The organism is Actinomycetospora endophytica (genome assembly GCF_021026375.1).
Lineage (GTDB): Bacteria > Actinomycetota > Actinomycetes > Mycobacteriales > Pseudonocardiaceae > Actinomycetospora > Actinomycetospora endophytica.
The window spans coordinates 558903-578908 of sequence record NZ_JAJNDB010000004.1; the positions used below are offsets into that span (position 1 = coordinate 558903).

The following is a 20006-nucleotide window of genomic DNA, read 5'->3' on the forward strand; positions in this document are numbered from 1 at the left end:
TTCGGACCGTTGCCCGGCGTGCGGATCCCGGATTCCCGGATCTCCTGGGGCGCCGGAGGTGGGCGCCCGGTCGCGACATCGTCGCGATCAGGTCGCAGTGACGACCGCCGGCATTCCGGCGGGCCGTCGCGGGCCTACCGTGGTGAGTCGGACGGGCGACACCGGGGACGCCTGTCGGGGGAGTGCGTCATGTCCGGACGTCGACGGATGGCCGTTCTGATTGGTACCGCTGCGCTGGCGGGCGCGGCCTGGGCGGCGACGCCGTGGGTGTCGATGGCCTGCCACCGCGGTATCGACGACTGTGCGCGGGCGCGGTGGCGCGAGGAGGGGACGACCCCGCCGCCGCGCGTTCCCGAGCCGCGGGACCTCCTGGCGGAGCCGGGCTGAACGGCGGCCGGGCCTCAGGAGAGGCCGGCGCGCCAGAGGTCGTGGACCACCGCGACGACGAGCGCGATCACGGCCGCCGCGGACCCGAGCGCGAAGCCGGCGGAACCGAGGAGCGCGCCGAGCCCGACGAGGACTGCCACGACCGCGACCGCACCGGGCAGCACGGCGACCACGCGGCGGCACCGCCGCCGGACGTCGACGCGCGGGCGCGGTGTGCGGTCGAGCGCCCGCTCCATCTCGACGAGGGCCGCGTGCTCGCGGCGGGTGAGCGGGCGGCTGCGGGGCGTCACGGGTACCGAGTGTGCCTTGGAAGGCCACGACGTCCGGACGAGGGCCCGCGTCACCGCCTCGGGCGTCCGGGCGATCACGTCCCGGGCTCGATCGGGTGCAGCGCGTCCTGCAGGTCGTCGACGCTCTCGGCGAGGTCGCGGAGCGACTGCGACCAGGGGCCGGCCCCCTGGGCGAGTTCGGCGAGTCGTTGCGCCTCCGCCCGGAGCCGGCCCGCGGTCCGGACCGGTTCGTCGCGCACCGCGATCGACACGGCGCTCTCGCGCAGGTCGCGAGCCACCTGTGCCACGGCGCCGCGGAGCTGCGGGGCGTCGAGCCGGGGGACGACGCCGTCGAGCTCGTCGCAGACCGCGAGCAGCTCACCCCGCGCGCCGCGACGCAGCGCGGCCCGTCGGACCTCGGTGGCGACCGCGTCGAAGATCGCCGGCCGGCGTTCGGTCACCGCCAGGGCGGCGCCGATCAGGTCGCGGTCGTCGGCATAGCGGGGACCGTCGACGTCGGGGAGCCGGCCGAGTCGTTCGGCCAGCGAACCGAGCAGTCTCAGGAGTCGCTGGTGGGTCTCCTGGCTCACGGCCACCACGAAGTCCGGGTTTTCCTGCGGCATCAGCGGGCCTATCGACCGCGGGCCCGGGTCCGTTACCGATTCGTGATGTGGCGTGTCCGGCTCCGAGGTGCCTCGGGTCCGCCGACTCCCCGTGGCGGGACCTTCGGACCTCCCCGCCGACCCGGCCCGCGCCCAGGCTTCCCCGAGGACGATCCCGTCGATCGGGGAGGAACCATGACCGAACCCAGCACCGAACCGCGCGGCGACACGACCGCCCGGACGCGGCCGCCGAGCACGCCGACACCGTCGACGACCAGCACGGGCATGAGCGGCTGGGTGCGCTTCGCCGGGGTCGTGATGGTCGTGGTCGGTGTGTTCGGGGTGATCGAGGGGCTGTTCGCGCTCCTCACCCCCACCTACTACCTGACCGGCAACGGCGTCGTCGTGGCGGTCGGGCTCGGCACCTGGGCCTGGGTCCACCTCGTGGTCGGCGCCGTCGTCGCGCTGACCGGTGCGGGCCTGCTGAGCGGGGACCAGCCCTGGGCGCGGGCGGTGGGCATGGTGATCGTCGGACTGAGCATCCTCGTGCAGCTGGTGTGGCTGCCCGCCGCACCGCTGTGGTCGATCCTCGTCATCGCGCTCGACGTGACGATCCTGGTCGCGCTGGCGGGCGCCACGTCCGGTGATCGGCAGCGGGCCTGACACGTCCCGGCGGGACGTTCGACCCTGGTGTCGGACGGCTGCCGGTCCGACCATGGTGGCCAGCGGGTGTGCGCCCGCGCGCACCGACCTGACGCGGGGGCCACCATCCGGGAGTCGACACCGGCGCTCCGGCACGAGGAGCCCGCCTGGCCGGGGCCGCCCTCCGGAGCGCTGCGGGTCGATCGCCTGCTGCGCTCGATGATCGCGGTCGCGGACGGTCTCGACCTCGAGGAGACGCTGGCCCGGGTGGTCCGCGAGGCGGTCGATCTCGTCGACGCCCGCTACGGCGCCCTGGGACTGCTCGACGACGACGGCACCGGCCTCGCGCGGTTCGTGACCGTGGGGGTCGACGAGCCGACCCGGGCCGGGCTGGGATCGCCGCCGACCGGACGCGGGCTGCTCGGCGAGCTGATCCGCCGGCCCGTCCCGCTCCGCGTCGACGACCTCGGCGGGCATCCGGCCGCTGTCGGGCTGCCGCCGGGACACCCGCCGATGACCTCCTTCCTGGGCGTCCCCGTCCGCGTCCGCGACCGGGTGGTGGGGAACCTGTACCTGACCGACAAGCGCGGCGGCTCGTTCACCGCCGACGACGAGGACGTGACGGCCGCGCTCGCCGCCGCGGCCGGTATCGCGGTCGAGAACGCCCGGCTGCACGAGCGGACCCGTCGCCTGGTCGCCGAGAGCCGGCTGCGGCAGCGATGGCTGGAGGCCTCGGGGGAGGTCACGACCACCCTGCTGGCCGGGGCGGATCCGGAGGAGGCGCTGGCCCTGGTCGCGCAGCGCGCCGCGGAGCTGCTGGGGGCCTCCGGCGCGCTCATCACCACCGGACCGCGGGCGGTCCCCGCCGGCGACGACCAGCCGGTGCGGGTGACGGTGTCGGTCGGCCTGGGCGGGCGCCACCCCGCCGGCTCCCGGCTGCCGCTGCGGGGCACGGTGCTCGAGGCCGTCGGGCGCACCGGCACCCCGCAGGCTGTCGAACACCTGGTGCTGCGCCCGGGGGATCGCGACGAAGGGGCCGGGTTCGCGGTCCCGATGCGGGGGAGCGAGGAGATCAGCGGGGTGCTGGTCGTCGCCGGCGTCGCGGGATGGATGCGGTCCGCCGACGACGACGGGCTCTCGATCCTGGCCTCGTTCGCCGATCAGGCCGCCCTCGTCCTCCGGCACGCCGAGTCCCAGCGGGCCCGTCGTCAGCTCGACGTCGTCACCGACCGGGAGCGCATCGCGGGCGACCTGCACGACCACGTCCTGCAGCGGCTGTTCGCGCTCGGTCTGGGGCTGCAGGCGGCGCACGCGCGGCTGCCCGCCTCGGACGCCGCGCAGCGCGTGGACGACGCGGTGGACCAGATCGACGGGATCATCCGCGACATCCGCACCTCGATCTTCGACCTGCACACCGCGCGCGGGGGCGGGGAGCTGGCCGAACGGGTCCACGCGGCCGCGGCGGAGATGGCCGCGGACACCGACGTCGACCCGGTGGTCCGGGTCTCCGGAGCCGTGGACGAGGTGCCCGACGACCTGGTGGTAGCGGTCGAGGCGGTCGTCCGGGAGGGCGTGAGCAACGCCGTGCGCCATGCCGCGCCCACCCACGTCGTCGTGACCGTGTCCGCGGACTCGACGCTCACCGTCGAGGTCGTCGACGACGGGATCGGGATTCCGGACGAGGTCGCGCGCAGCGGGCTGGCGAACCTCACCGCCCGCGCGCGGGCCGTGGGCGGCGACGCGCGCGTCGCCCGGCTCCCGGTGGGTTCCGGGACGCGGTTGACGTGGTGGGTGCCCCTCGGGCCCGACAGCACCCCTGGCGCTACGGAGGAGAGCGGACGATGACGACGGTGTTCCTGGTCGACGACCACGAGGTGGTCCGCCGCGGCGTGGCCGACCTGCTCGGCGCGCACGAGGATCTGACGGTCGTCGGGGACGCGGGCAGCGTGGCGGAGGCCCTGGCCCGCATCCCGGCCCTGAACCCGGAGGTGGCCGTGCTGGACGTGCGGCTCCCCGACGGCAGCGGCGTGGAGCTCTGCCGTGAGCTGCGCTCGCGCCTGCCCGACCTGCGCTGTCTGATGCTCACCTCCTACACCGACGAGCAGGCGATGTTCGACGCCGTGCTCGCGGGGGCCGGCGGGTTCGTGATCAAGGACGTGCGCGGCAACGACATCGTCACCGCCGTGCGCGAGGTCGGCGCGGGCCGCTCGCTGCTCGACGGGCGCGCCGCGAGCGCGCTGATGAGCCGGCTGCGCGAGCGCACCGAGACGGTCGACCCGCTGGCCGAGCTGACCGAGAAGGAGCGCGAGGTGCTGGGCCACATCGGGGAGGGCATGACCAACCGCGAGATCGGCCGGGAGATGTTCCTGGCCGAGAAGACGGTGAAGAACTATGTCTCCTCGCTCCTGGCGAAGCTGGGGATGCAGCGCCGCGTCCAGGCCGCGGTGCTCGCGAACCAGGTCAAGGGGCAGGCCTCCGGTCGGTGACCGCGAGCCGCACCGCGTCGACCAGGTCGTGACCACGCAGCGACTTGGGCACCACCGCGTGCACCCCGAGCGCGAGCGCACGCTCGGTCTCGGCGCCGGTGACCGCTCCGGAGTGCACGACCAGGGCGACCTCGGGCACCTCGCGCAGGAGGACCTCGCACAGCTCGAACCCGCCACCGTCCGGGAGGCGGTTGTCGACGACGACCACGTCCGGCCGCAGCCGGAGCACCGTCTCGTGCCCACCGCCGAGATCGCCGGCGGTGGCGATCACGTCGAGCCCCGCCGCGTCCAGCACCGCGACGAGGTGCTCCCGGACGGCGGGGTGGTCCTCCACCAGCACCACGCGGGTCAGCCTGCCGGTCGTCATCACGTCCGTCCTCGGTGTCATCGCGCCAGCCTGGTCCGTTCGTCCGTGTCCGATCAGGGCCGACGGGCGCGCGTCGACCCGACGGAGGTCCCGACCGGCTCCTCGGTGAGCACCGCCTGCAGCGGGCGGCGCGGCGTCGGAGGGATGCCCGGGGCGTCCGGGCGCCGTCGGCCGATGCGCAGGGCGATCGCCGGCACCCGGTGGCGGCCCAGCGCGAGCTGCCGGACCCGGGCGCGGGTCTCGGGCACCTCGAAGGGCTGCGCGAACGGGGTGACCCCGAGCCCGAGCGACTCGGCCTCGAGCAGCACCGCGCTCAGGGCCTCGCCGGCCCGGACCAGCGAGACGGTGTCGTCGGACGGCACGGCGATGAGCAGCAGCTGCGAGGAGTCCCGCACGTCGAGCCCGGACCTCGGCTGGTCGAGCGTCCCCGCCGGCATCCACCGCACCGCCATGTCCCCGTACGCCGCCGCGGGCGTCCCCGGCCGGGAGGTGGCCGGGATCCCGTCGTGGTCGCCCGCCGACCGGTGGGTCCAGTGCTGGAGCTCGCCGGCGTAGTCCAGGTGCCCGCGCTGGGCGAGGTCGGCGTCGCGGGCGGCGTCGAGCACCGCCTGCCGGGTCGCCCCCACCGCCAGGTGCACGGTGCCGCCGTAGGGCCGGGCGGCATCCACGAGCCGCTCGACCGCGTCGGTCCCCACCTCCCGTGCGGAGAACCGCCTGCGGTCCGTGCGCCGGGTGGGGATCGCGGCGAACCACCGCGCGGTGCGGGGGTCGGGGTCGGCGGCGCCGCCGAGGCGGATCCGCGCCAACGGGTGCTCGGGGTCCTCGTCGCTGCCGCGCCGGACCTCCACCCGTCGGCCGGCCGCCGCGAGCGCCACCTCGAGGTGGTGCAGCGCGCAGCCGCAGCCCAGCAGCACGCTGCGGGCACCCTCGTCGGTGGAGGGCAGGCGCCGGGTGCGGTCGGCCCGCAGGTCGAGGACGTCGTCGTGCAGCCGCCAGCGCCAGGGCTGGGTGTTGTGCTCGGAGGGGGCCAGCCCGGCGAGGCCGACGGCCCCGCGGAGCAGCTCCCGATCGGTCGGGCCGTCCACGTCCGTGCCCGGGGTGCCCTCGACCCTCATCGCCCGTCCTCCCTCGCCGCCGTCGCTCGGGCGAGCCTGGCCGGGAGGGGACGGTCGCGGTCAGGGGCGAACGGTCACGGCAGTCGGGCCGGAGGGGCCTGGCCTCCGGGCACGTCCGCGCCCGCCGCGTCCCGGCCGGGCGCCTGCCAGACCGCGCGTCGCAGTTCGCGGACGAGGTCGTCGAGCTCGTCGACCTGGGCGAGGACCCGGTCGCGCGTCGGCGGCTGCGCCGCGGACGCCGCGCTCGAGAGGGCGGTGCCCACGCGCAGGAGCCGCTGCAGCACGCGGGTGTTGAGATCGGCGACGAGGCTCTCCCGGTCCTCGACCCGGCGCAGCGCCTCCCGGTCGGCGCGGCTGCGGGCGACCGCGAGGGTCGCCGAGGCCTGCGCCGCCAGGCCCTCGACCAGGTCGACGTCGTCGTCGTCGAAGGAGCGGCGGCCGGCGTCCCGCACGAGCACGAGCACCGCGTGCGTCCCGTCGCCGGCGATGCCGTCGGAGAGCCGCATGGCCAGGGCGCTCCCGACGGCGGGCGCCACCTCCGCGAGCTGGGTGGCCCGTCGGTCCTCGGGGACCGCACTGATCACGATGGCCCGGCCCGTGGTCAGGGCCGCGTCCGTGATCGTGCCGTCGAGCGGGAACCGTCGGTCCTCGAGCTCGACCAGGGCACCGGTAGCGCACGGGACGGCGATCCAGGTCGGGTCGCGGTCGTCCACGGTCGTCAGCACCGCCCCGTCGCCGTCGCTGAGGACGAGGGCCTCGTCCAACAGGTGCCGCAGGCCCGAGGGCGGGTCGAGGGACCCCGCGAGGAGCCGTCGGCTCAGGTCGGCCGCCGCGGCCTGCCACCGGGCCCGTCGTCGGGCACCGTCGAGCAGCAGGGCGTTCTCGACGGCGACCCCGGCGGCCCCGGCCAGGGTGGTGAGGAGCTCCTCGTCGTCGCGGCTGAACTCCTCGGCTCCCTGCTTGTCGACGAGGTAGAGGTGGCCGTAGACGCCGCGCCCGACGCGGAGCGGGACGCCGAGGAAGCTGCCCGACGGCAGGGCGGAGTGCGGCCCGTCCGCGAGGCGGCGCAGCCGCAGCGGGTGGGAGTCGGCGATCAGCGGCCGCAGCACGCCGTCGCCCGTGGCGAGCTCCGCCAGCGCCGCGACCTCCTCGTCGCGCAGGCCGGTGTGCACGAACGACGCCCGGGTGCCGTCGACGATCCCGAGCGCGGCGTGGCGGGCGTCGACGAGGCCGCGGGCGCTGTCGACGACCCGCCGGCGCAGCTCGTCGGGGTCGAGCCGCTGGGCGATGTGGTGGGTCGAGGCGAGCAGCTTGCGCAGCCGCCCCTGTACGGACTTCAGCTCGCTGGCCCGGGCGATGACCTGGTCGAGGAGATCGTCCAGCTCGAGCCGGACCGCCCCCGGGAAGGCCAGGCCGGCGGGCACCTCGGGTGGCCCCGAGGATGACGGCCCCGCGCTGACGTCCACCGGCTTCATCGTGGGCCCGGGCCGGGGGCTGTCAAGGTTTTCCGGGCGGGTCAGCGCGTCTCGTCCGGTGCCCGGCGCGGCGGCCGGGGGACCGCACGGTGCCGGATGCCGAGTCGCAGCAGCACCTGCGGCCACAGGGCACGGCCGAGCAGGGTCCGCATCTCGGAGCGGGTGTCGGCGACCTCGAGCGGTGGCGCGACGAAGGACGCGGCCAGCCCTCGCAGGGTGGCCAGTAGCAGGACGTGCTGCAGGGCCTGTCCGGCGTGGAGGTGCGCGAGCGGCCGGTCGAGCGTGGTGGCGAGCACGAGCAGGGCGGGGTCGTCGTCCGCGACGGCCGGGCGGCGCTCGTCCTGCCGATCTCCGTCGGCGCCGAAGTCCCGCAGGCGCCACCGCCCGTCCGGCCGCGGCTCCCGGGGCCCGAGCTCCCGCGGGAGCCCGGTGCCCCGGTCGCCCTCCGCACCGACCCACCGGCGCCACTCGGCCCGGAACGCGGGATCGGACTGCTGCCGCGTGTGCGCCCGCGCGGTGATCGCCTCCAGCTCGCGCCGGTCGGCGCGGTCGTCCACGAAGATCGCCCACGAGCGCTCGCGCTGCGCCGCGTCGCGGATCTCCTCGCGCAGGCGGGCGGTCACGCCGTGCCCGGACAACGCGGAGCGATCGGTGCGCCGGTGGGGGATGACGTGGGCGAGAGCCGCCTCCGTCGCCGTCGCGGGGAGGTTCCCGCCGGCGGTCACGGTGCCGAAGAACCAGGGATCGTCGGGGTCGGGGAGGAGCCGGACATGGGCGCGACGGCCCTGGGCCCGCACGGCCAGCCGGAGGTTGGTGATCGCCGCGCCGCACGCCATCCGGAGCTCCCGGTTCTCGGGGTCGGCGACCGGCAGCGCCCGGTCGGGCTCGCCGTGGACCTCGACGGCGTCGTCGTGCCGGCACAGCCGCCACGGCTGGGCGTTGTAGCTGGACGGTGCGAGCGCGCCCGCGCCCAGCACCGCGGCCACGTCGACCGGACCGGGCGCGTCGTCCGCGGCGAGACCGCTGGTGCCCATGGTCGCCTCCCGTTCGTCCGGCGCTCCAGCGTCGACGTCCGGTCCCCGGCATCCCAGGGGCGCAGGACCCCCACGCGCGGGCCCTCCGGCCGGGCCGCTCCCGCCTCGAGGGACCTCTCCGGGCGACGAACGGACGGGCCGTCCGGCCCGACCGGGGCAGCCCCCTCGCCCCTGCCCGACCCTGCCGCCCCGCCGTCATCCTGCTGGCCCACACGGAGGGAGGACCCGATGACCGGATCACTCCCGGACCGGCTCTGGACCGCGTTCGTCCCGCGCCGCAGCTCCCTGCGCCGTGGACCGGACCGGGCCGAGACGGTCGCGCGATGGGTCGCGCTCGCCCTGCTCACGCTCGCCGTCCCGATCCTCCTCACCCTCGGCACCGCGCACGCCCACCAGCTGCGCGACGCGGCGACGCTCGCCCGCGCCACGTCCCACCCGGTCACGGCGACCATCGACCGGGTCACCTCCCCGGGCGGGGCCTCGGCGGGGGCCGTGGACGTCACCGCGACGTGGGTCGCGCCCGACGGCACCGCGCGGACCGTGACCGGGGCCGAGTCGGCCGGGGCACGGGTCGGTGACCGGTGGACGGCCTGGGTCGACGCGGCCGGCCGTCAGGTCCCGGTCCCGAAGAGCGACGGCGAGGCGACGTTCGAGGGTGTGCTCGTGGCCTTCTGGGGCTTCCTCGGGGTGGCGGTCGTGCTGCTCGGGGCCTCGGCCCTCCTGCACCGGCTCCTCCACCGCCACCGGATGCGCGACTGGGACGAGGACCTCGCGCTGTTCCGCCTGGGCCGCGGCCGCGGGGTCAACGGCTGAGGGCAGGCCGTCAGGAGGGTTCCAGGAGACGTTGCCGCGCGAGGCGCTCGACCAGTTCCGGGAGCGCACCCGGGGGAGAGCCGTCGAGGTCGCGACGGCAGGCGGCGACCACCGGCTCGACGTTCGCGGGCGACCGGTGCCGGAACTCGGCGCGCAGGCGCGCGACGGCCGCGACCACCGACTCGTCCCGGTCCGTGGTGCGGTCGTGGGACGTGCTCATGGCCGGAGAGCCTCACGGGTCGCTCCGGTCCGCGACAGGGACGAGGGTCCTCCGCGAACCGGGCCCCTCGGGCACCGGCGGGCCCGCTCGCCGGCGTCCCCGACCGACGGGCGGGCGGACCCGGGTCCTGCGGCCCTACGGGCGCGGACGGTGTCGGTCCACGCTGCGAAGCAAGCAGATCCCCGTCCGAGGAGCCACCCATGAGCACCGACACCGTCACCGCCTCGGCCGGGTCCGCGCCGGCGCCGCAGCTGGTCCGGCGGCCCACGAAGGGGGCCGTCGTCGTCGGCGTCGACGGCTCCGAGGGCAGCCGCGCCGCGATCGAGTACGCCTGCGACGAGGCACAACTGCGCGGCCTGCCCCTCGCCGCCGTCGTGGCCTGGGCTCCTCCCGAGGTGTGCATCACGCCGTACCCGCTCGTGCCGTCGGCCGAGGACCTGCAGTCCGCCGCCGTCGACCTCGCGTCCCACGAGATCCAGGAGGTGCTCGACGGCCGGGCCCGGCGCGGCGCCTCGACCCCGGTGGTCGAGCTGATGGCCGCGTCCGGGCCCGCCGCGGTCGTGCTGGAGCGGGCCTCCGCGGACGCCGACACGGTCGTCGTCGGGCACCGGGGCCGCGGCGCGGTCGCCAGCCGGCTCATCGGCTCGGTCGGTCTCAACGTGGTGGTCCACGCGCGGTGCACCGTCGTCGTGGTCCGCGCGCCGCACGACCAACGCCCGGAGGCCGACGAGCACGAGAGCCACGCCACCTGAGACGGCCGGACGATACGAGTCCGGATGATCACGTCACCGTGAGGCGGCCCGAGCGTTGAGGTCGTATGCCCCGATCAGGTGAAGCGACCGAGCCGTTCAGCCACGTCCGGTCGTCGGGCCGCCGACCGTCCAGCTCGGTGATCGGCCGAGTCGTGGCCGCGGTGGCGATCTTCGCCCTGGCCATGCTGCTGGTGACCGGGGTCGAGATGCTGCTCGGTCACCCGGTGTCCGGGGGCGCCGCGGCGCACCTGACCGTCGTCGACCTGTTCAGCTCCCACTCCTAGATCCGAACTCGATCGGACACTCTGCGCTTCCGACACCGAACGCCCGGACGCTAACGGATCGGTTGCAATCGTCCGGGGCCGTGGTCGCCGCGCCGACGACCCGCTCTGGTGGTCCTCCTCGTCGATTCCAGCGTGGAGGAACCATGTCGGCGGACATCGATATCGCGCCCGGAAGTGATGGCGCGTACTACGTGATCGTGGACGTCCGGATCCAGGACGCGCCTCGGTACACGGCCTACATGGAGAAGGTGCGGCCGGCCCTGGAGGCGGCCGGTGGGCGCTACCTCGCGCGCGGGGGCGCCTGCTCGGTCTACGAGGGCGAGTGGGAACCGGCGCGGCTCGTCCTGCTCGAATTCCCGTCCCAGAAGGCGTGGGAGTCCTTCTACTTCGGTGCGGAGTACGAAGGGATCAAGGTCGTCCGGGACGAGACCAGCACCGCCGACATGGTCGGTCTCGAGGGACTTCCGTCGAGCGCGCAATGAACCGTCGCCGCGCGGGGGTGAATCCGTGACCACCCGCGACCACGTGCCCGACAGTCTGGACGCATCGACGGCGGGGGCCGAGCTCCTCGGCCTGACCACCGGGGCCTGGGTGTCCCAGGCGATCGTGGTGGCCGCCCGGCTCGGACTCGCTGACCCGCAACCCGCTGATGCACCGCGGTGTTCAGGGGGCATGAATCCCATCGATCGCACCGAGGCGTCGGGGGCAGCCGCCTGGTCAGGCCTCGGGATGGACGCCGAGCGCGTCGCACTGCACGCCGCGCGCTACGCCGCCGCCGCGTTCCCCGGCCCCGTCGGCGAACTGATCAGCCAGGAGATCCGGGCGTACGTCGAGGCGGGCCGGGCCCTCGCTCCGAGTGATCTCGCGCCGCGGCTGGTCTCGAACATGCGACGTGCCGAGATCACGAATCCGCTGCCGCCACTGCGCAGTCCCGCCGGGAATCTGCACGCGGCCCGATACGTGCCCGGTAGTCCGATGCACTGGCGGCACCCCACGGCCGCCGACGAGTTCTGAGGACCCCTCCCCGGGGGAGACCGACGGCAACGGGTCGGTACCGATGCCGAGAAATGCCGCCGCGGGTCGGCTCGGAGGAGAACGATGGCGGGTCGTGAACGCGCGAAGTGACGGCATGGCACCGACCAGCCGAGCGGTCGACGCCCTCGTGGAGCTCGACGAGCGGGCCGGGAGCCTCTGCCCGCCCGACACCGACCCGTTCGTCTGGGCCGACGACGTCCTGCACGACCTCGCCCGGCTCGCTCAGCTGGTCGGCAGTGCGGCGCAGCGGGTGACGGGGGCCAGGAATCCGGCGATCGAGCGCCAGGCGCTCGCGCTCTCGGCCGCCCTCGCCGCCCAGGGCAACCTGCAGGTCCTGCACCGGCACCGCTGACCCGCTCGCCTATCCTCGGCCGCCGTGTCCACGCGCCGCTGTCCCTGCGGATCCCTCGACTCGCTCGACGCGTGCTGCGGACGGTATCTGGGCCCCGACGGCGTCGCGCCGCCGACGGCCGAGGCCGTGATGCGGTCGCGCTACACGGCGTTCGTCCACGGCGACGTCGAGCACCTGCTACGCACGTGGCACCCGGATACCCGGCCCACCGCGCTGGAGCTCGACCCGAGCGTGCGGTGGACCGAGCTGGAGGTGCTGGACCGCGTCGGCGGCGGCCCCTTCGACAGCGAAGGCGTCGTCGAGTTCCGGGCCCACCACCGTGACGGCGGGCAGCGCGGGGTCCAGCACGAGCGGAGCCGATTCGTGCGGGAGGCGGGCCGGTGGGTCTACGTGGACGGAGTCGTGGGGTCGCGGCGCTGACGGTGTCGAGAACTGCGGCGGTTCCACGCGGGAATTGATCGATGCGGTACGGCATGGGACGACCCGGGCCCGGGAATACAGCCCCATGAGTCGCAGCGTTCCAGCTCCGCCAGGGGGGCGAGTTGGGCCGGCTCGCCGTGGTCCGACGAGCCGCCCGGCACGCGGCTGGGACACCCCCGGACTCCCCGCACCGCGGAGTGCGCCGCATGAGGGCAGGGATGTCCAGCAGCGTTCGCGCCGGGGAGGACCGCTGCGACTGACGATCAATCTGGTCATCAGCGCCGCCGCGGTGTTCGCGTTGACCGTCCTCCTGCTCACCGGGCTCGAAGTGGCACTCGACCACCCGCTGCCCGCCGGGCCGCCCGGGCAGACGAGCCTCGGGATGTTCCTCCATCCCGCGATGTCGGCTCACTCCATTCCCTAGAACGGACCGGGATTCACAGCCGGAAGACCTCGGTGATCGCGGGTAGCGCCCCGGTCACCTCGTAGGAGCCGATGTAGACGTTCTTGGCGTCGGTCGGGTCGTGGGAGGCGAAGGTCCGGGCGTTGCGCCAGAAGCGGTCGAGGCCGTGGGCGTTCGCGGTGCTGCGCGCGCCGGTGAGCTCGTGGACCGCGGCGCTCGCCTCGAGCCCGGCCTCCACCGCGGCGACCTTGGCCCGGAAACCCTGCACGACGGTGTCGGTGGTGTGGTCGTGCGCGGCGACCCGGTCGGCGGTGGTCTCCAGCAGTGCCCGGGACGCCGCCAGTCGGCTCGAGAGAGCCCCGATGCGGCGCAGCACCAGGGGATCCTCGGCCGCATCGGCGAACTGCGGCAGCGTGCCGCGGTCGAGGGTCCTGACGTGAGCGACGGCGGCGTCGAGGGCGCCCTCCCCGCAGCCCTGCAGGATCGCGCCGTGCAGCAGCATGCCCGCCCCGAACAGCATCGACGGCGGCTTCCCCGCGGCCCGGTACCAGCCGTCGGGGACGAACACGTCGTGGTAGGTGACCGTCTGGCTGCACGTCCCTCGCTGGCCCATGTTGTCCCAGTCGTCGTGCAGCTCGACGGCCGGATCGTCGAGCTCGACGAGCACCTGGTGGCGGCCGAGGGTGCCGTCGAGGACGCAGCCGACCGCGGCCATACCCCCGCCCCCGCTGTTGGAGTTGAAGCTCTTCGTCCCGCGCAGCACGACGCCGCCGTCCACCGGGTACGCGGTGACCTTGCCCGCGGTGCCGGTCTCGGCGTTGGAGGCGACCAGGCGGAGCCCCTCGTGGGTGACGCGGTCGGCGATCCGCGCGAGGTTCTCCTCGGGCAGGCCGGAGCCGGTGGCGAACAGCTCGCGGCACACCAGCGTCGTCGTCAGCCAGTCCTGCCCGGTCGCCGAGTCGCCGGCGCAGATCTCGATGACGGCGCGGACGTAGTCGTCCCACCCGGAGAACATCGAGCTCCGGTCCCAGGTGCCGCCGTGGTCGTGGGGGAGGGCCAGGCGGAAGGCCTCGGCGTCGTGGAGCAGGGCGAGGTTCTCGCCGGGGTCGCGGTCGTCCCGGTCGGCGACGCGACCGTTGTCGCTCAGCTGCGGGCGCAGCGCCCGGATCGACTCGAGGATGGGGGGAGCGGTGACCGGAAGGTCCGTCGCGAGCGTCATCAGCCTTCTCCTGAATGCGAATGCGTGCTTGCATTCGCATCATGCGCAGTGCCGACGGCGGGGTCAAGCGGGACGGTCGATCCTCCCCGGACACCGCCGCGTCCGGCGGTAACCTCCGGACCGTGACGGCCGAGGACATGCCGGTCGGTGTGCGGGCCCCGCAGCAGGCCCGCAGCCGCGAGACGATGGCGAAGCTCCTCGTCGCGACCGAGGACCTGCTCGCCGAGGTCGGCGCGGACGCGATCACCATGAACGCGGTCGCCGCACGCGCGGAGGTCTCCGTCGGTGCGGTCTACCGCCGCTTCGAGAACAAGGACCTGCTCCTGCGCGCGGTCAAGGACCGTCTGGTGGCCCGACTCCACGATCGGCTGACGAGCCGGCTCGACGGGCCCCTGGCTGACCTGGACACGGTGATCCAGGCGTACACCGCCGCCGTCGTCGGCTGGATGGTCGAGAGCGGCCGCCTCCTGCCCGAGATGGCCGAGCTCCGACGACGGACCAGCGCGGTCGATCACGCCGAGGGCCTCGCCACGCTGCGTGCGCTGCTCGTCGAGGCCGCCGCACCGCATCGCGGCGAGGTCCGCCGTCACGACCCGGACGCCGCGCTCGCGTTCATCGGACGCACCGTCACCGCCTCGGCGATGCACCGCGCGCTCAGCATCGGGGCCGCGCCGGACGGGATGACCTGGGAACAGTGGCGTGTGGAGACGGCCGCGATGGCGATGGCCTATCTGACCACCGACTGACGTCAGTCGCTCTCCCACCGGTTGGACGGATGGCGCGTTCGGTCGGCGGCCGCCCGGTCGTCCTCGTCCGGCTCGTCCGGGTCGTCCGGGTCGTCCGGCGCCGGGTCCCACTTGCTCGCGGGGTATCGCCGGCGATCGGCGAAGGCCACCTTCTCGTCGTCGGGATCGAGGCCCGCACTGCGGGGCGCCTGATGATCGACGCCGCCGGAACGGGAGCCGGGATCCTCGCCCGGGCCCGGCTTCCGGCCCATCCGGAGCGCCACCAGCACCAGGACCGCGACGAGCGCACCGCCGAGGCAGGCCCAGACCACCACCATGCTGATCATCGGCGTTCCGCTCTCCCCTCGACGTGCCGGCATCCGCCGGTGTCGGTGGTACACGACGCCCGCCGAGCACGCCGTCCGAGGGTCGGGCCGACCGAATCAGCGGACGAGGTGGAAGAACCCACGCATCTCCTCGACCAGCGACCCCGGCTGCTCCAGTGCGGCGAAGTGGCCCCCTCGCGGCAGCTCGGAGAACCAGCGCAGGTCGGTGAACCGCCGCTCCGCCTCCCGCCGCGAGGGGACGGTGATGTCGTACGGGTACACCGACAGCCCGGACGGCGCAGTGACCGGATCTCGGAAGGAGGCGAAGCTCTCCCAGTACAGACGGGCCGACGACGTGGCCGACGCGGTGAACCAGTACACCGAGATCTCGTCGAGGATCGCCTGCTGCGAGACTCCGCTGGCGGGATCCGTCCAGGCCCGGAACTTCTCGGCGATCCAGGCGGCCTGGCCCGCGGGGGAGTCGGGGAGGCCGTAGCCGAGCGTCTGCGGCCGGGTGGCCTGGATCCCCGGATAGCCCCGACCGGTGCGCGCGAGCTCCTGCTCGGCCGCGAGGTTCGCCCGTTCCGTCGTCGTCGGCTTGTCGCTCCGCCGTACCCCGGCAACGACGTGGAACGCGTCCGCCGGAGGTCCGCGATCTCGGCGTGGGTGACGCGGACCTCGAACGGTTCGGCGGTCACGATGCCGCCACGCGGCGGTTCCGGACGACGACGGCCACGACGGCGACGGCGGGCAGGAGGGCCACCGCGCCGAGGGCCCCCGGCACGCCGACGACACCGAGCAGGCCGCCCACCGCGGCCGGGCCGACGGCCCCGCCCTCGAAGACGACGAAGTTGACCAGGCCCGCGGCGACGGTGGTGTCGTCCGCGGCGACCAGGTCCGGGACGAGGCCGGTGACGACGGCCTGCGCGCCCGCGAACCCGACCACGGTCACCGCCGTGCCCGCCACGGTGACGACCACCCCCGCGCCCGCCACGGGCACCGCGACGAGGACGGCGCCCAGCGCGGTCAGGGCAGCGAGCCCGCCGAGGACCTGCCAGGCACCGGCCCGCCGCACCACCGGGCCGAGCACCCGGCCGGTCAGGACCGCGCAGGCCGCGGCGGGCACGAGCACGGCGCCCGCGACCAGGCTGCCGCCGCCGACCGCGTGCTCCACGAGGCTCGGGGCCACGAACAGCACGCCGTAGTAGCCGGCAAACACCGCTCCGCCGGCCGCCCCGGCGACCACCAGGCCCGGCGCCGCGACCACCCGCCGCGGCACGAAGCCGTCGGGCCGCGTGCGCAGCCGCCGCCGCACGACGACGACCGCGACGAGGCCGGCGACGGCCACGAGCCCGACCGTGCCCGTCGACAGCCCGACCGCCCGGGTCTGCAGCAGGACGACGGCGGCGGCGGCGAGCGTCGTGAGCGCTGCCGCTCCCACGACGTCGGTGCGTCCGAGCTCGGCGTCGCGCGGGCCCGGAACCGCCCGCAGGGTCCGCCGCCCGAGGACGCCGAGCAGCAGCAGGACCGGCAGCGCGACCGCCGGGAACGCGAGCACCACGCGCCACCCCGCCCACGCGTCGAGCGCGCCGCCCACCAGCGTGCCCAGCGCCGACGCCGTCCCCGCGGCCGCCGCGACCGCGCCGAGAGCACGCAGCCGGGCGCGGGCCGGCAGGGCCCCGGGCAGCGTGAACGCGCCGATGGTGGCCGCTCCGGCCCCGGCGCCGCCGATCAGCCGCCCGACGACGACGAGCGCCAGCGTCGGCGCGAGGGCGGCGACGACGGAGCCCGCGGCCACCACGGCCATGCCGGCGACCAGCAGGCCGCGCGATCCCCGGCGGGCTGCCCACCGTCCCGCGAGGGGCATGGTCGCCGCCGAGGTCAGCGACCAGCCGGCGAGGATCCACGCCGTCGCCCCGAAGGGCACCCCGAGAGCCGTCGCGACCTCCGGCAGCGTCACCGACGGGGCGCCCACGGAGACGAACAGCGGCAGGACCGCAATGCCGAGCAGCAGCCCGAGACGGGCACCGGTCTGCTCCGCGTCGGGGCTCGCCTCGGCGGCCGCCGCCGTCGTCACGCAGGGGGCATCGGTCATCAGAAGCTCCTCGCCGGTCGCGGCGAGTGCCGCCCGGCCGTCGTCGTGACACACTAAAAGCAGATCGCGTGTCACGTTAGGAGCGGGAGGAGTTACACGTCAAATGCTGGACGCGTATCACCAGCGCGGGGTAGACCTGGCTGTCGATCTCGCCAACACCCTGCGGCCCGTCAAAGGCGAGGACCTGCTCGACTCCGTCGACGCCCTGCGCGTGTTCCTCGAGGAGCACCTGCCGACCGACGAGGCCCCGACCGCCGACGACCTCGACGCGGTACGGGCGGTGCGGGCGACGGTGCGCGAGGCACTCGAACGGGCCGCCGACGAGCCGGGCGAGGTCGCCCGGCTCGTGAACGACGGGCTGCGGGAGTGCCGCGCGGTCCCGCAGCTACGGCCCGACGGCGACGGCTGGCGCCTCGAGACCGCCCCGGAGCGGCGCGGGTACGCGCCCACCGTCGCCGTGCGGACCCTGGACGGGCTCGCCGCCGTCCTGGTCGAGCTCGGGCCGGACCGGCTCGGCGTGTGCTCGTCGCCGACCTGCCGGGCGACCTTCGCCGACCTGTCGCGGAACGGCTCGAAGCAGTACTGCAGCCGCGGCTGCGCCCACCGGGCGAGCGTCGCGGCCTACCGGGACCGTCGGCGTCCGTCGTCCTGAGGCCACAGGGCCCGGCGATCGGTCAGGCGGCCACGACCGCAGCCTCAGCGCAGGCACGAGCGCAGCAGGCCGGCCAGCTCGGCGGGGTCCGGTTCGGCTCCGGTGGTAGCCCGCGATGACCCGCTGGTGATTCTCGGCGACGAAGCGCACGAGCTCGCCGGCGAGCCAGGCGATCCCGCTGTCCGGGGGCGGAACCGGGAGTACGGCCACCAGCTCCTCGGTGGTCGAGCGCAGGGCTTCGACGAGCAGCTCATCAAGGCCGGCGAAGTGGTACGTCGCAGCACTCTTGGGCACGTCGGCCTCTGCCGCCACCGCACGATGGGTCACCCCGCTGACCCCTTCTATCCGCGCGACGCCCGCAGCGCCGTCAGGCCGATCGCCTCGGCGAGCACCGCGGGGGCGAGCCACAGACTGCTGGTCACCGGGAGCGCCCGCGCCGCGGCAGTTGCAGGGTCAGCACCCCGCCGAGAAGTACCAGGACGCCACCGACCTGCAGCCACGACACCGACTCGGCGAGAGAGGGGCCGTGTCCCGGGGGCCGACTCATCCCCGTCGGGTGATGCCGTGGAGCCGAGGCTCGCTGCACCTTCGGTCGTGCGGTGCGGCGCCGCCGTATCGCCGTCCCGATGGCCTTAGGACCCCGCGATCTCGAGGAGACGCGCCGCCGGTGTGGCCGGCCCCGTCACACCCTCACCTGACGGGAGAACGCCGACATGAGGCTCGTCGTCGACCTGACCCGGTGCCAGGGCTATGCGCAGTGCGCCTTCCTGGCGCCGGGCGCCTTCGTCATGCAGGGGGAGGGGGAGGCCCTGCTCTACGAGCCCGAGCCCGACGACGAGCAGCGCGAGCGCGTGCTGCGCGCGGCGGCGGCGTGCCCGGTGCAGGCCATCGTCCTCGACCGGGGACCGGTCCGGAACGGCGACCGTCCCGCCGTGCCCGCTCCTCGACGGGACGGCATCACCCAGGACGAGTTCCTGCGGACCGGGCGGATCGTGATCGTGGGCGCCTCGCTGGCCGGGGCGCGGGCCGCCGGTGCACTGCGCTACGAGGGGTTCCGCGGCTCGCTCACCGTGATCGGCGACGAGTCCCACGATCCCTACGACCGGCCGCCGCTGAGCAAACAGGTCCAGGAAGGCTGGGTGGCTCCCGGGCACACCGGACTGCCACGCCGGCGGGCGATCGACGCGGACTGGCGGTTGGGCGTCGCGGCCACCGGGCTGGACCTGGCCGCCAAGCAGGTGCGCCTGGCCGATGGGACGTCCGTGGATTTCGACCGGCTGTTGATCGCGACCGGGGTCCGGGCCCGGCCCTGGCCCGTACCCGCGGAGGCGGCGCTCGACGGCGTGTTCGTCCTCCGCACCCGCGAGGACGCCGAGGGACTGCAGCGGATGCTGGCCGGTCGGCCGGACCGGGTGCTGGTGATCGGCGCCGGGTTCACGGGCTCGGAGGTCGCGTCGGTGTGCCGCGCGATCGACGTGCCGGTCACTGTTGCCGAGGCCGGCCCGGCGCCGCTGGTCGCGGCCCTCGGCGGGACGATCGGGGCGATCGCCGCCGAGATCCAGCGTGACGCCGGTGTCGACCTCCGCTGCGGGGTGCAGGTCACCGCCCTGGAGGGCGAGAACGGCCGGTTGCGGCGGGCCCGGCTGTCCGACGGCAGCACGCTCGACGTCGAGGTGGCGGTCGCCGCGCTCGGCGGCGTCCGCAACGTCGAGTGGCTCGAGGGATCCGGACTCGCCTGCGGCCGGTGGGGCGTGGCGTGCGACGCCGGCTGCCGTGCCTTCGACGCGAACGGGCTCGTCACCGACGACGTCTTCGTCGCCGGTGACGTCGCCCGCGCACCGCAGCCCCTGTTCGGCTACCAGCTGCTGGCGCTCGAGCACTGGGGCAACGCGGTCTCCCAGGCGGAGGTCGCCGCCCACAACATGCTCAGCGACCAGGCACATCGATGGCCGCACCTTGACGTGCCGATCTTCTGGTCCACCCAGTTCGGGAACGAGATCAAGTCGGTCGGGGTGCCGGGCGTCGCCGACGAGGTCGTCATCACCCAGGGCTCGGTTCCCGACCGCCGGTTCGTCGCCGCGTACGGCCGGCGCGGCCGACTGGTCGGCGCGGTCACCGTCAACCACGCCACGTGGCTGGACTTCTACCGGCGGCAGATCGAGCGGGCAGCGCCGTTCCCGCCTCCGTGGCGGACCGTCGACCAGCCCGCCGAAGCGCACCCGGTCCCGGCCGACTTCCCCACCCACCCCATCCCCACGCAGGACGCGACCGTCGTGCTCACCGGCCACGACCCGGCCGATCGACGCGCCACCCTCCTGTCTCCCTGACCAACA

The 20006-nt window shown here is 75.1% G+C and carries 24 protein-coding genes and 1 pseudogene; 14 read left to right on the plus strand and 11 right to left on the minus strand.

Going from position 1 to position 20006, the window contains the following annotated elements; translation table 11 throughout:
• Window positions 1-207: 207 nt before the first annotated feature.
• Complete coding sequence (locus LQ327_RS20845) at window positions 208-387, plus strand: hypothetical protein (protein ID WP_230737319.1); 180 nt, start codon at window positions 208-210, stop codon at window positions 385-387.
• Window positions 388-401: 14 nt separating this feature from the next.
• Here the strand turns inward: LQ327_RS20845 and LQ327_RS20850 are convergent, their stop codons facing one another.
• Together LQ327_RS20850 and LQ327_RS20855 are read right to left on the minus strand one after the other, a co-directional pair.
• Window positions 402-677 (minus strand): hypothetical protein, encoded by a 276-nt coding sequence (locus tag LQ327_RS20850; RefSeq protein WP_230737321.1) that lies wholly within the window; start codon window positions 675-677, stop codon window positions 402-404.
• A gap of 74 nt (window positions 678-751) precedes the next feature.
• Complete coding sequence (locus LQ327_RS20855) at window positions 752-1279, minus strand: hypothetical protein (RefSeq protein ID WP_230737324.1); 528 nt, start codon at window positions 1277-1279, stop codon at window positions 752-754.
• Window positions 1280-1453: 174 nt separating this feature from the next.
• On the opposite strand from LQ327_RS20855, the gene LQ327_RS20860 reads away from it, so the two are divergent.
• The 3 genes from LQ327_RS20860 to LQ327_RS20870 are packed head-to-tail and all read left to right on the plus strand — an operon-like array spanning window position 1454 to window position 4386.
• Window positions 1454-1921 (plus strand): DUF7144 family membrane protein, encoded by a 468-nt coding sequence (locus LQ327_RS20860; protein ID WP_230737326.1) that lies wholly within the window; start codon window positions 1454-1456, stop codon window positions 1919-1921.
• Between the two features lie 27 nt (window positions 1922-1948).
• Window positions 1949-3745 carry a GAF domain-containing sensor histidine kinase gene (locus LQ327_RS20865; protein ID WP_230737334.1) on the plus strand — a complete coding sequence of 599 codons (1797 nt, stop codon included), beginning with the start codon at window positions 1949-1951 and terminating at the stop codon, window positions 3743-3745.
• Window positions 3742-4386 (plus strand): response regulator, encoded by a 645-nt coding sequence (locus tag LQ327_RS20870; RefSeq protein ID WP_230737336.1) that lies wholly within the window; start codon window positions 3742-3744, stop codon window positions 4384-4386. The genes LQ327_RS20865 and LQ327_RS20870 overlap by 4 nt, the downstream gene beginning before the upstream one ends.
• On the opposite strand, the gene LQ327_RS20875 is transcribed toward LQ327_RS20870, so the two are convergent.
• The 4 genes from LQ327_RS20875 to LQ327_RS20890 form a co-directional block, all read right to left on the minus strand.
• Entirely contained in the window at window positions 4361-4753 is a 393-nt protein-coding gene (locus tag LQ327_RS20875; RefSeq protein ID WP_230737345.1) for a response regulator, read from the minus strand. The two genes, LQ327_RS20870 and LQ327_RS20875, sit on opposite strands and share 26 nt — an antisense overlap.
• A 53-nt stretch (window positions 4754-4806) precedes the next feature.
• Window positions 4807-5868 carry an Acg family FMN-binding oxidoreductase gene (locus LQ327_RS20880; RefSeq protein WP_230737347.1) on the minus strand — a complete coding sequence of 354 codons (1062 nt, stop codon included), beginning with the start codon at window positions 5866-5868 and terminating at the stop codon, window positions 4807-4809.
• A 74-nt stretch (window positions 5869-5942) separates the two neighbouring features.
• Complete coding sequence (locus LQ327_RS20885; RefSeq protein WP_230737349.1) at window positions 5943-7334, minus strand: GAF domain-containing protein; 1392 nt, start codon at window positions 7332-7334, stop codon at window positions 5943-5945.
• A gap of 50 nt (window positions 7335-7384) precedes the next feature.
• Complete coding sequence (locus LQ327_RS20890; protein ID WP_230737351.1) at window positions 7385-8377, minus strand: Acg family FMN-binding oxidoreductase; 993 nt, start codon at window positions 8375-8377, stop codon at window positions 7385-7387.
• Between the two features lie 228 nt (window positions 8378-8605).
• Here LQ327_RS20890 and LQ327_RS20895 point away from each other — a divergent pair, with 228 nt between their 5' ends.
• Entirely contained in the window at window positions 8606-9190 is a 585-nt protein-coding gene (locus tag LQ327_RS20895) for an Rv1733c family protein (protein WP_230737361.1), read from the plus strand.
• A 10-nt stretch (window positions 9191-9200) separates the two neighbouring features.
• On the opposite strand, the gene LQ327_RS20900 is transcribed toward LQ327_RS20895, so the two are convergent.
• A complete protein-coding gene (locus LQ327_RS20900; protein ID WP_230737364.1) occupies window positions 9201-9410 on the minus strand; it encodes a three-helix bundle dimerization domain-containing protein in 210 nt (69 codons plus the stop codon).
• A 200-nt stretch (window positions 9411-9610) separates the two neighbouring features.
• On the opposite strand from LQ327_RS20900, the gene LQ327_RS20905 reads away from it, so the two are divergent.
• From LQ327_RS20905 to LQ327_RS20930, 6 genes are all read left to right on the plus strand, one after another.
• On the plus strand, window positions 9611-10162 hold the full coding sequence (locus LQ327_RS20905; RefSeq protein WP_230737366.1) for a universal stress protein: 552 nt from the start codon (window positions 9611-9613) through the stop codon (window positions 10160-10162).
• Between the two features lie 137 nt (window positions 10163-10299).
• Window positions 10300-10446 carry a hypothetical protein gene (locus LQ327_RS20910; RefSeq protein WP_230737368.1) on the plus strand — a complete coding sequence of 49 codons (147 nt, stop codon included), beginning with the start codon at window positions 10300-10302 and terminating at the stop codon, window positions 10444-10446.
• A gap of 143 nt (window positions 10447-10589) precedes the next feature.
• Window positions 10590-10928, plus strand: coding sequence for a DUF1330 domain-containing protein (locus tag LQ327_RS20915; protein WP_230737370.1), 339 nt, complete (start codon window positions 10590-10592; stop codon window positions 10926-10928).
• A 25-nt stretch (window positions 10929-10953) separates the two neighbouring features.
• Entirely contained in the window at window positions 10954-11460 is a 507-nt protein-coding gene (locus LQ327_RS20920; protein WP_230737372.1) for a hypothetical protein, read from the plus strand.
• Window positions 11461-11575: 115 nt separating this feature from the next.
• Complete coding sequence (locus LQ327_RS20925; protein WP_230737373.1) at window positions 11576-11833, plus strand: hypothetical protein; 258 nt, start codon at window positions 11576-11578, stop codon at window positions 11831-11833.
• 24 nt (window positions 11834-11857) lie between these two features.
• Window positions 11858-12253, plus strand: a complete 396-nt coding sequence (locus tag LQ327_RS20930; protein ID WP_230737375.1) for a YchJ family protein — start codon at window positions 11858-11860, stop codon at window positions 12251-12253.
• 437 nt (window positions 12254-12690) lie between these two features.
• Here LQ327_RS20930 and LQ327_RS20935 read toward each other — a convergent pair whose 3' ends face one another.
• The gene (locus LQ327_RS20935; RefSeq protein ID WP_230737377.1) at window positions 12691-13875 is read right to left on the minus strand and encodes an acyl-CoA dehydrogenase family protein; all 1185 of its coding nucleotides are present in this window, start codon (window positions 13873-13875) and stop codon (window positions 12691-12693) included.
• 41 nt (window positions 13876-13916) lie between these two features.
• Between LQ327_RS20935 and LQ327_RS20940 the strand changes: the two genes are divergently transcribed.
• Entirely contained in the window at window positions 13917-14621 is a 705-nt protein-coding gene (locus LQ327_RS20940) for a TetR/AcrR family transcriptional regulator (RefSeq protein WP_230737379.1), read from the plus strand.
• A 2-nt stretch (window positions 14622-14623) separates the two neighbouring features.
• Here the strand turns inward: LQ327_RS20940 and LQ327_RS20945 are convergent, their stop codons facing one another.
• The 3 genes and pseudogenes from LQ327_RS20945 to LQ327_RS20955 all read right to left on the minus strand — a co-directional run bounded on the left by LQ327_RS20945 (window position 14624) and on the right by LQ327_RS20955 (window position 17021).
• The gene (locus tag LQ327_RS20945) at window positions 14624-14947 is read right to left on the minus strand and encodes a hypothetical protein (protein ID WP_230737387.1); all 324 of its coding nucleotides are present in this window, start codon (window positions 14945-14947) and stop codon (window positions 14624-14626) included.
• 96 nt (window positions 14948-15043) lie between these two features.
• Window positions 15044-15529, minus strand: a pseudogene (locus LQ327_RS20950) (epoxide hydrolase); the annotation flags it as partial.
• Between the two features lie 91 nt (window positions 15530-15620).
• Window positions 15621-17021, minus strand: coding sequence for an MFS transporter (locus LQ327_RS20955; protein ID WP_230737389.1), 1401 nt, complete (start codon window positions 17019-17021; stop codon window positions 15621-15623).
• A 103-nt stretch (window positions 17022-17124) separates the two neighbouring features.
• On the opposite strand from LQ327_RS20955, the gene LQ327_RS20960 reads away from it, so the two are divergent.
• Together LQ327_RS20960 and LQ327_RS20970 are read left to right on the plus strand one after the other, a co-directional pair.
• Window positions 17125-17673, plus strand: coding sequence for a CGNR zinc finger domain-containing protein (locus tag LQ327_RS20960; protein WP_230737392.1), 549 nt, complete (start codon window positions 17125-17127; stop codon window positions 17671-17673).
• 713 nt (window positions 17674-18386) lie between these two features.
• Window positions 18387-20000 carry an FAD-dependent oxidoreductase gene (locus LQ327_RS20970; protein WP_230737402.1) on the plus strand — a complete coding sequence of 538 codons (1614 nt, stop codon included), beginning with the start codon at window positions 18387-18389 and terminating at the stop codon, window positions 19998-20000.
• Window positions 20001-20006: the final 6 nt, after the last annotated feature.